Source organism: Bacillus sp. BS98 (genome assembly GCF_008432245.1).
GTDB lineage: Bacteria > Bacillota > Bacilli > Bacillales > Bacillaceae_G > Bacillus_A > Bacillus_A toyonensis.
Window position 1 is genome coordinate 1,900,070 of sequence record NZ_CP043830.1, and the last position, 14,021, is coordinate 1,914,090.

A 14,021-nucleotide genomic window follows, 5' to 3' on the forward strand; every position below is an offset into this window, starting at 1 on the left:
TTCGAAGGGAAACATTGTAAAGTAAGGAGAATGAAACATGTCATATGAATTTTTACTCAAATTAGGTTTAGCGCTCTTTTTAGGATTATTCATCGGGATAGATAGGCAGCTAAAGAATAAACCGCTTGGTGTGAAAACAAGTATGGTTATTTCTGTAGCAAGTTGTTTAATTACGATGGTTTCAATTGAATCAGTTCATGTATATTCTGTTCCAGGTCATACAAATATGGATCCAATGCGTCTTGCTGCTCAAATTGTGAGCGGAATCGGTTTCCTTGGAGCAGGTGTTATTTTACGAAGAAGTAATGACGTTATTTCTGGATTAACGACAGCTTCTATGGTGTGGGCTGCTTCAGCTTTAGGTATAGCAATTGGAGCAGGGTTTTATTTGCAAGCGACCGTTGCCATGATTTTAATTATTTTAGCGATTAACGTACTTCCGCAAATTGTGAAAATTGCAGGCCCGTATTCATTAAGACAAAAGGACTTATCTATAAAAATTACTGTAAAAGAGCACCAAGAATTAGATGGTATATTTAAGCAAATTAAAAAATTAGGCATGCATGTAAAACGAGTGAAAATTAAAGATATTGATAGTGGTGCATTTCAGCAATTGGAGATGGTTATTTTAGCTCCAGAAGATTTATATACAACTGAGTTATATAGTTCACTAAAAGAGATTGATCGAGTTGTTTCAGTTGAAGTTGAAAGTAGATAAAAAAGGGTGATGAAAATTCACTCTTTTTTTTACGCATAAAAAAACAGTTTGCTATAATTATTCTCTAAAGGGGATGAGAATGGTGGAGATACACATTAGAAGGGCGACAAAATCAGATATTGCAGCAATAGCAAAAGTACATGTGGAAAGCTGGAAAACAACGTATACCGGGATATTCGAAAACGAAATTTTAGAAAATGTAACATTTGAACAAAGAAAAAAGCAGTGGGAGGATATTTTTCAAAAAGAAGATAATTACCAATTCAGATTTGTAGCAGAAACGTTAAATGGAAAAATAATCGGATTCATTGATGGGGGAGTTGAAAGAAGCGGTACATATAATTGTGATGGGGAATTATATGCGATTTATCTGTTACAACAGTATCAAGGACTGAAAATAGGACAAAAATTATTTCAAGCGTTACTGTCGGAATGTATAAAAAATGGTATGCAATCTCTTTTAGTTTGGGTCGTTACTAATAATCCCGCTAAAAAGTTTTATGAAAAATATAACCCTGAAAAAATTGATACGAAATTTTTAGAGAGAGTACAGGTAGAAGAAACAGCGTATTGCTGGAGGAATATAAATAATATTATTATGTAAACTTTATGTTTTTAAAAGGTATACCTTTAATTGGTATACCTTTTTGTTTAACTCTGTTCAATCGATTAATAACGAGTAATGTGAAAAATAATGAATAGTTAACTTGAGAGTAAAAATTTTTCTATTGTATCTTTAATTAGATGAAATAAATGATAGAAAAGGAAAAAAATTTAGTTAGATAAAAAAATTCTGAAATATACTCTTGAATTGATAATAACAATCAATTAGAATCATAATTGATAATGATATTCAATCATTGGTTGTTTTATAAAATTTCGATAGCGTTAATATAAAGAGGAGGACCAGTATGCAGCATGCGAAACAAATCGCAGAACATGCAACAATACAAAGTTTTTTAAACTGTTATTTAAGAGAAACAGGGAGTGGAGAATGGATTACAGAGGATGAAAGAATGGAAAGTATCTTCAGTAATACGTTGAATAGAAATGTAGTCCCCACATATTTATGTTGTCGGCTATCGGCACAGAATGTTACTTTGTATGGAGAAGTTATATATAAATCAGCAACAGATCGCCATTTGTTTGGAGAACAGTTTTATTATCAAATTGGAGAAACTAAAACTGTTATAAAAGCAGATTATGTTACAGTTATTACATTTTTAATAAAAGAGATGTCTATCAACTATGGAGAAGGAACTAATCCTGCTGAGCTTATGCTTCGAGTTATTCGCAGTTGTCAAAATATTGAAGAATTTACAAAAGAGAGAGCAGAAGATACATCTGCATTATATGGTTTCCATACAACTTTTATAGAGGCGGAGCAATCTTTATTATTTGGGCATTTAACTCATCCTACCCCAAAGAGTAGACAAGGTATATTGGATTGGAAAAGTGCAATGTATTCTCCAGAATTAAAAGGAGAATGCCAGCTTCATTATTTTCGCGTACATAAAAGTATAGTAAATGAAAAATCATTATTATTAGATTCTACAACAACGATTATAAAAGAAGAATTAAGTAAAGATGAGATGGTAAATGAGGAATTTATAGAGAAGTACTGTAAGGAAGATGAATATTCATTAATTCCAATTCATCCGCTTCAGGCTGAATGGTTATTACATCAACCTTATGTACAAGAGTGGATAAATCAAGGAGTGCTTGAATATATTGGTCCAGTAGGTAAGTGTTATATGGCAACATCATCACTTAGGACGCTATATCATCCTCATTCGAAATATATGCTTAAGTTTTCCTTTCCAGTGAAAGTAACAAATTCAATGCGCATTAATAAGTTGAAAGAACTTGAGAGTGGCCTTGAAGGGAAGGAAATGTTAAATACGGCTATTGGTGAAGTACGAGAAAGATTTCCAGGCTTTGATTTTATTTGTGATCCAGCCTTTATTACATTAAATTATGGAACACAAGAATCTGGATTTGAAGTAATTATTCGCGAGAACCCTTTCTATAGTGAACATGCAAATGATGCTACATTAATTGCTGGACTAGTTCAAGATGCTATTCCTGAAGAGCGCACTCGTTTATCGAATATAATTCATCATATAGCAGAGTTAGAAAATAGAAGCTGTGAAGAAGTAAGTTTAGAGTGGTTTAGACGGTATGTAAATATTTCTTTAAAGCCGATGGTATGGATGTATTTACAGTATGGAGTTGCATTAGAAGCTCATCAACAAAATAGTGTTGTACAGTTGAAGGATGGTTATCCAGTAAAATATTATTTCCGTGATAATCAAGGATTTTATTTCTGTAATTCAATGAAAGAGATGCTTAATAATGAGTTATCTGGTATTGGAGAACGTACTGGGAATTTATATGACGATTATATTGTAGATGAAAGGTTTCGTTACTATTTAATTTTTAATCATATGTTTGGACTTATTAACGGTTTTGGTACGGCAGGATTAATTAAGGAGGAAATTCTACTTTCTGAATTAAGGTCTGTATTGGAATCATTCCTTCCATATAACCGTGAACCTTCTACATTTTTAAGAGAATTGTTGGAAGAGGATAAGTTGGCATGTAAAGCAAATTTATTAACGAGATTTTTCGATGTCGATGAATTAACAAATCCATTAGAGCAAGCAATTTATGTGCAAGTGCATAATCCACTCGTTAGAGAAGTGGCTGTTCGTTCATAAATAGCGTTAAAATTTCACGTAATACAAATAATGGAATTTGGTATTTCGTCATAAGTGGAGGAGTTTATGAAAGTGGATATGTATCACACGAAAATATTGAAGGCACTTGAATCAGAAGAATACATTTCAGTGCGAAGAAGGGTGTTACGTCAGTTAGTAGAATCGTTAATTTATGAGGGGATTATAACGCCAGTTCGTGTAGAGAAGGAAGAACAAATTCTTTTTATTATACAAGGACTTGATGAAGAAAACAAAAATGTTTCGTATCAATGCCACGGAAGAGAAAGGATGACATTTGGACGTATTGCTGTAGACTCGTTACTAATACGAGTGCAAGATGAACAAAAAGAAATACAATCTGTGTCGCAATTTTTAGAAGAAGTTTTTCGGGTTGTTAACGTAGAACGAACTAGATTAGATTCTTTTATTCACGAATTAGAACAAACAATATTTAAAGACACGATTGCACAATATGAAAGAAATAAAAGGGAGGAGTATACTCGAAAATCTTACGATGAGTTTGAAAGCCATTTAATAGACGGTCACCCGTATCATCCTAGCTATAAAGCGCGCATTGGATTTCAATATCGTGACAATTTTCAATATGGATATGAATTCATGAAGCCAATAAAACTCATATGGATTGCAGCACATAAGAAATATGCGACTGTAGGTTATGAAAATGAAATGATTTATAGCAATACTTTAACAGAAGAAATTGGTGTGCAGAGAATAGAAGAATATATAAATCGTATTCAAAATATGGGATGTAATCCAAAACGGTATTTGTTTATCCCAGTCCACCCTTGGCAGTGGGAGAACTTTATTATTCCTAATTATGCTGATCATATACAGGGGAAATATGTGATTTATTTAGGGGAATCATCGGATGAATACTGCGCCCAACAGTCAATGAGAACGTTAAGAAATATGACGAATCCAAATAAGCCGTATGTTAAGTTATCGATGAATTTACTTAATACTTCAACTATCCGTACGTTGAAACCACATTCGGTTGTGAGTGCACCAGCTATATCAAATTGGTTAAGTGATGTCGTAAGTCAGGATCCTTATTTAAGGGATGAATCGCGCTTGATTTTATTAAAGGAATTCTCGAGCGTAACGTATGATACGAATAAGAAAGCTACATATGGTTCATTAGGATGTATTTGGCGTGAAAGCGTTCACAAATATGTAGATGAACAAGAGGATGCAGTTCCCTTTAATGGCTTATATGCAAAAAAGAAAGATAGTACACCAATTATTGATGCATGGTTAAACAAATATGGAATAGAAAATTGGCTGCAAGTACTTATTCAAAAAGCGATAATACCGGTTTTACATCTTGTTGTAGAGCACGGGATCGCATTAGAATCACACGGTCAAAATATGATTTTAGTCCATAAAGAAGGGCTACCTGTCCGGGTTGCATTAAAGGACTTTCATGAAGGACTTGAGTTTTATCGTCCATACTTGAAAGAAATTGACAAATGCCCTGAGTTTACAAAAATGCATAAAACGTATGTGAACGGAAAAATGAATGATTTCTTTGAAATGGATCGCATCGAATGTTTGCAAGAGATGGTTTTAGATGCACTTTTCTTATTTAATCTAGGAGAGTTAGCTTTCATACTTGCGGATGAATATGAATGGAAAGAAGAACATTTTTGGATGATGATTGTCGAAGAAATTGAAAATCATTTTAGAAAATATCCACATTTGAAAGAGAGATTTGAATCCATTCAATTATACACAGCTACTTTCTATGCGGAGCAATTAACGAAGCGTCGTTTATATTTGGATGTAGAATCGCTTGTTCATGAAGTTCCAAATCCATTGTATAGTGCAAAGCAACTTAACATACAAAAATCATTTGTTACAGGGGGAAATTATGCTAATCGTTAATAAACAAGAGTATAGTAAAAATGATTTTGAATCGAGATTACAAGTTTACGAGGAAATGGAACACTTTCAAGCAGCACAAGGAAATAGATTTGCACTTTGTCTGAAAGATCCATTTGATATTATTACACTTGTGTTTTTCTTAAAAGAAAAGAAATCATCTGTACTTCTTATACATGAAGATACACCAAAAGATACGGCTATTAAAATGGCAAGGCGTGCAAATTGTACGGGACTTTTATATGGAGAATGTAGCGAATTTACAAAATTAGAAGTAGTGAATTCATTACTACAAGAGCCTTCTTTATTGCAATATAGCTCAGGAACCACGGGAGAACCGAAATTGATTTGCAGATCATGGACGGAAGTTGATACTGAAATCGTTGCTTATAATGAAGCTTTAAATTGTGAAGAAGATGAAGTACCGATTGTTATGGCTCCTGTTTCACATTCGTACGGATTAATATGTGGTACGTTATCTTCTATTACAAGAGGAAGTAAGCCTATAATTATTACGAATAAAAACCCTAAATTCGCATTAAATATTATTCGCAATACAGAAAAACATATCATATATGCAGTACCATTGATGCTACATATTATGGGGAGTTTTCCACTAGGAACGTTCCAGTTTCATAAAATTATGACATCCGGATCACCTTTGCCCGAAACATTATTTTATAAACTAAATGAAATGACAACGTACATGATGCAGCAATATGGATGTTCTGAAGCTGGTTGTATTAGTATATGTCATGATATGGAGAGTCATTTAGATTTAGGAAAACCACTTCCACATGTAAGTATAAACATAGGATCAGATGAAAACGAGCCTGAAGAAATCGTAGTGAAAATTGCTGGAAAGGAAATTTATACGAAAGATTTAGGGTATGAATCTGAGCGTGGCCTTCACTTTATGGGGCGTATGGATGATGTAATCAATGTTTCAGGGTTAAAAGTGTTTCCTATAGAGGTGGAAGAAACGATGCTTCGATTAGAAGGTATTCAAGAAGCCATTGTATACCGAGGGAAACATCCAGTGATGGGAGAAATCGTAAAAGCGAAAGTAATCTCTCATATTGACCCAGTACAAATAAGAGAATGGTGTATTCAGCACTTACCGTCTTATAAAGTTCCGCATGAAATTGAAAGTGTAACTGAAATTCCGAAAAATAAAACTGGAAAAGTAAGTAGAAAGTTACTAGAGATGGGAGAGGTTACAACATGAGACGTGAAACGTTAAAGAGTGCAGTGCTGAAAATTATGACAGAAAAAATGGAACTGAAAAATGTAACGCATTTAGAAGAAACAATGCGTTTAAATCAAGATTTATATATAGATTCGGTAATGATGTTGCAGCTTATCGTATACATAGAAATGGATTTGAAGTTATGTGTCCCAGAGGATGAGGTAGATCCAAAGGCGTTTCTTACTGTAGGATCTTTACTTGATTTTATGGAAGAGTTACAGCCGTTACAAGAATCAAATGTGAATAACTAACCTTGGAGAAAGTGGATGAGAGTATGACTTCAATTAAAGTGCACTGTTTAGTGAGCTGTTTTTGTGAAATTATAAAAAGACGTGGTGATATAGATTTTCGTCCATTTTATTTTGGACTATGGGATGGAGACTTTGATATAACAGAAGGCGGAATTATTTCGTATCACTCCGAAAACATTAACCATGATAATTATTTACTTTGGTATGAAAAACTGTATGGTATTAAAGTGAACGAATGGTATGATCATGCAAAAGATAAAGATAGAAATGTAGAAACATTTTTAGAATTAGTAGAAAATAAGCCGGAAAATCGTTATGTAATTGTAATGGTGGATATGTCTTTATTACCAGAGAGGGAAAATAAGTTTCACCAAAAACCATTTCCGCATTATTTAATGATATCGAAGACAGAGAAAGAAGAAGAATGGTTCATGTTAGATCCTGATTTTCGTTGGGAAGGGAATATGGAAAGAGAAAAAGTGATTCACTCTGTTCAAGATAATCCATTTGGTGGTGGTTATTTCATTGATGTAGAGGCGATTCAGGAGCCGACGCAAGAAATGGTAGCTAATTATTTCACTGAGACATTCAAAAAGTATGATAATGAACTGACTATGGAATTAAAAAATTTAATTATAAAAATGGCAAATGAGGAAGAGGGGTATTCGCTCTCTAAGCTTGTAGTAGCAGTAAAACAAATACCAGTACTTGCAATTCGTAAATATAGTTATGAACATGCCTTTGCATACTTCCGTGAAACGTTACAATACTCGGAAGAGGAGTTTGATTATTGGTGTGATCGGGTAGAGGATATTGTACAAGGATTTACAAATGTACAGTATCGTGCAATTAAAATGGCAATGACGAATAATAAGGGTATGCTCGTATCGATTATTGAAAAACTGGATGAAATGAATGCAATTGAACTGCAAATTAAGAAGGAATTAGAGAGACAGTTTCTATCATGGAAAGGTATGAAAACAAATCAGTCTGTCGTAACTCTTTAAAAAGCTAACTGAATTTAAGATAGGGGAGTTTAAAGTTATGAAATATTCGCTATGTACCATTTCATTTCGTCATCAATTAATTTCATTTACTGATATTGTTCAATTTGCATATGAAAACGGTTTTGAAGGAATTGAATTGTGGGGAACTCATGCACAAAATTTGTATGTGCAGGAGCGTGAAACGACAGAACGAGAGTTGAATTTTTTAAAGGATAAAAACTTAGAAATTACGATGATAAGTGATTATTTAGACATATCATTATCAGCAGATTTTGAAAAAACGATGGGGAAATGTGAACAACTCGTAATGTTAGCAAATTGGTTTAATACGAATAAAATTCGTACGTTTGCCGGACAAAAAGGGAGTGTAGACTTCTCGAAACAAGAGAGACAAGAGTATGTAAAGAGAATTCACAAGATTTGTGATTTATTTGCTCAGCATGATATGTATGTACTTTTAGAAACACATCCAAATACGTTAACGGACACGTTGCCGTCTACTTTGGAATTATTAGAAGAAGTAGACCATCCGAATTTGAAAATAAACCTTGATTTTCTTCATATATGGGAGTCTGGTGCAGATCCAATAGACAGTTTTCATCGACTAAGACCGTGGATACAACATTACCATTTTAAGAATATATCGTCAGCGGATTATTTACATGTATTTGAACCTAATAATGTATATGCCGCAGCGGGAAGTCGTATTGGTATGGTTCCATTATTTGAAGGTATTGTAAATTATGATGATATCATTCGGGAAGTGCGAGATACGGACTATTTTGCTTCGCTAGAATGGTTTGGACACAACGCGAAAGATATATTAAAAGAAGAAATGAAAGTATTAACAGATAGAAGATTAGAGGTAGTAACTTCGTAATATAAAATGATAAAAGAGTCTCTATTTAGAGTCTCTTTTTTTATAGTTAAAAATAACCAAAAATTACCATGTATTTAAATTCGAATTTGGCACAATTTATATATATATCAAGGAGGTGATTGGTAATGGCTAGAAATCGTAATTCTAATCAATTAGCATCACATGGAGCACAAGCGGCTCTAGATCAAATGAAATATGAAATTGCACAAGAGTTTGGTGTACAACTTGGAGCTGAAACTTCTTCACGTGCAAACGGTTCTGTAGGTGGTGAAATCACGAAACGCCTTGTAGCGATGGCAGAACAACAACTTGGTGGCGGATATACTCGCTAAATGTAGAAGGTTATAGGAGAAAGGAAGGATTCTTCCTTTCTTTTTTTTTCAATTAATTGGTATGGATATATAGCGAACTGGATTCAAACAATAGGAATAATACTATATTTTACCCAATTTCTTTCGTTATGAATGGGAAGTAGTAAAGATGTAATAGCCCTGGTGGAATGAAAAATTACGTTCCACCAGGGCTATTATATGGTAAGAAATATATGATGAAAGGTTCCGAAGTCAACATGTTAAAAAAAGAAAACTGTTGTTTAATTGCGCTTGCATCAGTTCCACTTGTTATGACATTAGGGAATTCAATGCTCATTCCAATACTGCCGACTATCGAAAAGAAATTACATATTTCATCGTTTCAAGTATCCATGATTATTACAATTTACTCCATAGTTGCAATTTTACTTATACCGATTGCTGGTTATTTATCAGATAGATGGGGACGGAAGATGGTAATGGTTCCGAGTTTACTGATTGCGGCTATCGGAGGAGCGGTAACTGGTTGGGTATCATGGAAAGTTGATAATCCCTACGTTTGGATACTTATCGGTAGAGCGATTCAAGGTATTGGTGCTGCTGGTGCAATGCCAGTTGTTATACCGTGTGTTGGTGATTTATACAAAGATGAAAAACAGGTTAGCGCAGGTTTAGGAATCATTGAGACATCAAATACATTTGGAAAAGTACTCAGCCCTATTTTAGGATCTGCTCTAGCTGCCATTGTATGGTTCTTACCATTTTGGGCGATTCCAGTTTTATGTGTAGTATCGATTGTTTTATTACTGGTACTAGTAAAAGCAAAAAAACAAGAAGGAGAAGTACCACCACTAAGAGAGTTTATTCAAGCTATTATCTCTACGTTTCGAGAAAAGGGAAGATGGTTAATTGCCATTTTTGCACTAGGTGCAATTATAATGCTTATTTTATTCGGAATTCTCTTTTATTTGTCTACTATACTGGAGTCAAAGTATGACATTCATGGTATATGGAAAGGGTGTGTACTTGCTATTCCTTTGCTTGTATTATCGATTAGTTCATATATGGCTGGTAAAAAAATTGGAGATAATCAAAATGTTATGAAGAAGTGTATTTATATTGGCTTTTTACTGGCTGCGGCATCAGTTATAATCCCTTTATTTATAAAAGGGATCTATTTACTACTTCTATGTCTCGTTATTATGGGAGTAGGAATTGGTATGGCACTCCCATGTTTAGATGCCCTAATTACACAAGGGATTGAAAAGGAGCAGAGAGGCACGGTTACGTCATTTTATAGTTCGATGCGATTTATCGGTGTAGCAGCTGGACCACCCCTATATTCATTTTTTATGAAAGGGTCGGACCATGAAGTGTTTTATTTGACAAGTATTTTCGCTGTTATTGGTGCCGTTATAGCAATGATTTGGATTAAACCAGCAAAAGATGAAAAGGCAATAAAACAGAATCCAGAACCGACTGCATAATTTGAAATAGGATTGCATGGCCTATAATTAGCGTGCAATCCTATTAATTTAGTTAGGGAAAATAACTTGTTTTAACATATAAAGTGCGACTCCCCATATGACGAGTCCTGAAATTTTGTTTAATAATACGATTGCCTTTCCAGTTGAGTCTAGCCTCTTTAAAAACTTTCCAGCTAAAGCTAAGCTAATAAACCAAATCCAAGAAATGATAATCGTTGCAGATGTAAAAGCCCATTTTTCACTTCCTATATATTGAATAGAATTTGTCCCAATTACACCGATCGTATCTAAAATCGCATGTGGATTTAATAACGAAACCGATACAGCGAAAATAATTTGTTTTTTTAAAGGCATGCTTTTTTCTTGTTTTACATCTTTGGAAGGCTTACTTCTCCAAATAACGAAGCCCATATATATGAGAAAGATAAATCCAATCGTATATAATGTCGTCGTTAGCCAAGAAAAAGTAAGGAGTACAAGGGATACACCCTGTACTGCAATTAATATTAGTAACGTATCACATAGAGAAGCAGTTAATACTACAGGGGCTGCCCTCCAAATATTAGGTTGGCTCGCACCTTGGTTAAATACGAAAACATTTTGGACACCTAATGGAATGATAAGGCCAAATGCAAGGATGATACCGTGAATAATCGCTTCACTCATTATATTACCTCCTACTTTAATTCATTATGATAGTGTATATTGTATAGAAGAAATGAAAATTTGTATCCATCCATATGGTTGGGGAGGTCACCAACCAAAAAGAATGTAAGGTGATATGTATGATGGAAAGGTTAGTTTGGAAGCCTGATATGTCTTTAGCGTCTCCTTTGTATAAACAAATAGAAACGTATATAAAAGAAAGAATCGTTAATGGAGAATGGACTGTTGGAACAAAGTTACCTTCACAAAGAGATTTGGCACATACATTTGGTGTGAATCGAAGTACAATTGTAATGGCTTTCGATGAACTAGCAGTAAAAGGGTACATTGAGGGAAATGGCCGAAAGGGAACGATTGTTGTAAATAATAATGAGAACACTTCAACATATGCTCCGCCTCCTAATTGGCAGTCTTATGTAGAAACAGGGCTTCATTATCCGAACCTTCCTGCTATTCAAGATATTAATCAAGCTGAATTTTATCCGCATGTAATTCGTTTAGGAACAGGTGAACTCGCGCCGAGTCTCTTACCTGAAAAAAAGATGAAACTAATAATGAATAAGCTGTTGCAATCAAACGTGCCACTTGGGTATGAAGAGCCGAAAGGAAATCTCTATTTAAGGGAGAAAATTGCGGGCTACTTAAAAGGGCATGGTGTATATGTATCTCCTAATTCTATTTTAATTGTTTCAGGAGCAATTCAAGCGTTGCAACTTATTTCTATGGGGCTTCTTCCGAAAGGGGCATCGATTTTACTAGAAAAACCATCCTATTTATATTCGCTTAATGTTTTTCAATCAGCAGGAATGCGTTTAATTGGAATACCAATGGATAAGAATGGATTAAATGCATCATATATTGCGAAATATAAGAAGCAATTTAACGCATCTATTTTATATACAATTCCGTCTTTTCATAATCCGACGAACTTTAGTATGAATGCAGAGAAGCGGAAAGAAGTAATGGAGATATGTAATGAAATTGGATTGCCTATTATAGAGGACGCAGTGTATCAAGACTTATGGTTTGATGAGCCTGTTTCAAAGCCTTTAAAAGCATATGATAAAAACGGAATTGTACTATATATCGGGAGTATGTCTAAAGTGATTAGTCCAGGTTTAAGAATTGGATGGATAGTTGGACCTGAATCAGTAATTCAAAGGTTGGCAGATATAAAAATGCAAACAGATTATGGTTCGAGTTCTATATCCCAGCAAATTGCAGCAGAATGGTTTACAAATGGATTATATGATGAACATTTACAGTTTGTAAGAAATGAATTGAAGAAACGTAGAGATTTTATGTTACATATGTTAGAGAAATATTGTCGTGAAATAGCAACATGGTATGAACCGACAGGTGGTTTTTATATTTGGTTACATATGAATGTACCCGTTTCGAATCGTAGCTTATTTGACAAAGCTTTACAAGAAAAGATTATATTAAATCCAGGTACTTTGTATGATAGAAGTGCAAACCAATTTTTGCGACTATCGTATTCATATGCAACGTTAGAAGAAATTGAAATAGGTATAAAAAAACTTGCACAACTAATTAAAATGTAAAAGGAGAAAGTAATGAAACAATATGTAATTTGCCAAATTATCGATGGAGATAAATATTTAGCTGCTTATGCAGAGACGAAGCAGGATGCAGTCGAAAAAGCAGAACTGCTAGGATTAAGAACGGGAAATCGTTACATAGTAATTACCGCGGAAGAAGCGAAAGGGTTAACTTATCCGTAAGCAATGTGTGGGGTACGTAGTTGGTAAATAAGCCTAGTAATATATGAAATTACTAGGCTTATTTATTATTAAAGCGTCAAGAAATCTCGTATGAAAATAATAATATTATGAGTCAAGCTGACGGAAAAATCGATTGGTTTTGCGATGTTGATTTCCATTTCTATATTCATCAACATATTGTCTGAAGTTCCAAGATTGTAAAAACTTATTTGCGGAGTTATAACCAGAATTGTAAAGCCATTCTTTTTCCTCTTTCGTTAATTCAAAATTTGTACTTGTAATCGTCCCTGTAGGAATTGTAATTGTTCTTGCTTTTGATTCTTTATCTAAATGCCGTAAATCATGAGCTTGCATCATTGTTTTAAATAGTCCTTTGAACATGGAAATGGGCTCTTTATAATGGGCGGGATCAGCTTGAATTTCATCTTTTACAAAATGAAATCCAAAAGTTGGCCAGCGAGGTGAGGTAGGGGAGTCAAAAATCCAAATGGGATAATTGCTTAAAATCCCACCATCAACCATATAACAAGGTTGTTTCCATTTTGGTGTTCTCCATTTTACTGGTTCAAAGAAGAAAGGAATGGTACTACTCATTCTTACTGCCTTAGCAATCGAGAAGCGATAATTTAAAAATCCGTAGTTTGGCAAGTCATCGGGAAAGACAACCATTTTACCGTTGCTTATATCAGAAGCAATAATTTTAAGTTTGTTTAAATCAGGTAAATCTGTAAATAAGTGAATTCCTTTTTTTCGTAGTAATTCTTCAAGCCATTCTTCTATAAATACATTGGAATAAATACCTAGAGTAGACCATGCACTTATTCCTTTACCGATAAACGGGATTCTATCAAGGAAAGTTTTCTTCATAAATTTGTTATAATCAATATCAGTTATAATTGTTTTTAATTCTGAACAAGAATAGCCAGCAGCTAAAAGAGCTGCAATAATAGCACCAGCCGATGTTCCAGCTACACGCTCCCATTCATACCCTTTTTCAGCTAACGCGCAAATTGCCCCTACATGTGCAATTCCACGCACACCGCCTCCTTCAAAAACACCATCAATTTTCATTGCACATACTTCCT

At 34.1% G+C, this 14,021-nt stretch carries 14 protein-coding genes; 12 read left to right on the plus strand and 2 right to left on the minus strand.

The genetic code is table 11. The features are described from left to right. The first annotated feature begins 37 nt into the window (after window positions 1–37). From F0362_RS09920 to F0362_RS09965, 10 genes are all read left to right on the plus strand, one after another. Entirely contained in the window at window positions 38–718 is a 681-nt protein-coding gene (locus tag F0362_RS09920; protein ID WP_000119505.1) for an MgtC/SapB family protein, read from the plus strand. A gap of 79 nt (window positions 719–797) precedes the next feature. Continuing rightward, complete coding sequence (locus tag F0362_RS09925) at window positions 798–1,322, plus strand: GNAT family N-acetyltransferase (protein WP_000229284.1); 525 nt, start codon at window positions 798–800, stop codon at window positions 1,320–1,322. Between the two features lie 307 nt (window positions 1,323–1,629). Next, on the plus strand, window positions 1,630–3,438 hold the full coding sequence (locus F0362_RS09930; protein ID WP_001163333.1) for an IucA/IucC family protein: 1,809 nt from the start codon (window positions 1,630–1,632) through the stop codon (window positions 3,436–3,438). Window positions 3,439–3,504: 66 nt separating this feature from the next. Further along, entirely contained in the window at window positions 3,505–5,343 is a 1,839-nt protein-coding gene (locus F0362_RS09935; RefSeq protein WP_000861773.1) for an IucA/IucC family protein, read from the plus strand. Continuing rightward, window positions 5,330–6,568, plus strand: coding sequence for an AMP-binding protein (locus F0362_RS09940; RefSeq protein ID WP_000909551.1), 1,239 nt, complete (start codon window positions 5,330–5,332; stop codon window positions 6,566–6,568). The genes F0362_RS09935 and F0362_RS09940 overlap by 14 nt, the downstream gene beginning before the upstream one ends. Further along, window positions 6,565–6,840 (plus strand): petrobactin biosynthesis protein AsbD, encoded by a 276-nt coding sequence (asbD, locus tag F0362_RS09945; RefSeq protein ID WP_001250761.1) that lies wholly within the window; start codon window positions 6,565–6,567, stop codon window positions 6,838–6,840. The genes F0362_RS09940 and asbD overlap by 4 nt, the downstream gene beginning before the upstream one ends. 23 nt (window positions 6,841–6,863) lie before the next feature. After that, on the plus strand, window positions 6,864–7,847 hold the full coding sequence (locus tag F0362_RS09950; protein ID WP_000200694.1) for a DUF6005 family protein: 984 nt from the start codon (window positions 6,864–6,866) through the stop codon (window positions 7,845–7,847). A gap of 37 nt (window positions 7,848–7,884) precedes the next feature. Continuing rightward, window positions 7,885–8,727: a sugar phosphate isomerase/epimerase family protein gene (locus tag F0362_RS09955; RefSeq protein ID WP_000877704.1), complete on the plus strand. Its 843-nt coding sequence runs from the start codon at window positions 7,885–7,887 to the stop codon at window positions 8,725–8,727. A 125-nt stretch (window positions 8,728–8,852) separates the two neighbouring features. Next, window positions 8,853–9,059 carry an alpha/beta-type small acid-soluble spore protein gene (locus tag F0362_RS09960; protein ID WP_000113546.1) on the plus strand — a complete coding sequence of 69 codons (207 nt, stop codon included), beginning with the start codon at window positions 8,853–8,855 and terminating at the stop codon, window positions 9,057–9,059. Between the two features lie 236 nt (window positions 9,060–9,295). Beyond that, window positions 9,296–10,525 (plus strand): bacillibactin exporter BcbE, encoded by a 1,230-nt coding sequence (locus F0362_RS09965; RefSeq protein WP_033658409.1) that lies wholly within the window; start codon window positions 9,296–9,298, stop codon window positions 10,523–10,525. A 48-nt stretch (window positions 10,526–10,573) separates the two neighbouring features. Here the strand turns inward: F0362_RS09965 and F0362_RS09970 are convergent, their stop codons facing one another. Beyond that, complete coding sequence (locus F0362_RS09970; protein ID WP_001287314.1) at window positions 10,574–11,191, minus strand: LysE/ArgO family amino acid transporter; 618 nt, start codon at window positions 11,189–11,191, stop codon at window positions 10,574–10,576. A 119-nt stretch (window positions 11,192–11,310) separates the two neighbouring features. On the opposite strand from F0362_RS09970, the gene F0362_RS09975 reads away from it, so the two are divergent. Both F0362_RS09975 and F0362_RS09980 read left to right on the plus strand, forming a co-directional pair. Then, window positions 11,311–12,756 (plus strand): aminotransferase-like domain-containing protein, encoded by a 1,446-nt coding sequence (locus F0362_RS09975; protein WP_002047855.1) that lies wholly within the window; start codon window positions 11,311–11,313, stop codon window positions 12,754–12,756. Window positions 12,757–12,768: 12 nt separating this feature from the next. Continuing rightward, window positions 12,769–12,936 (plus strand): DUF3933 family protein, encoded by a 168-nt coding sequence (locus tag F0362_RS09980; RefSeq protein ID WP_000816372.1) that lies wholly within the window; start codon window positions 12,769–12,771, stop codon window positions 12,934–12,936. Window positions 12,937–13,041: 105 nt separating this feature from the next. On the opposite strand, the gene F0362_RS09985 is transcribed toward F0362_RS09980, so the two are convergent. Next, window positions 13,042–14,007, minus strand: a complete 966-nt coding sequence (locus tag F0362_RS09985) for a patatin-like phospholipase family protein (protein WP_000686786.1) — start codon at window positions 14,005–14,007, stop codon at window positions 13,042–13,044. Window positions 14,008–14,021 lie beyond the last annotated feature (14 nt).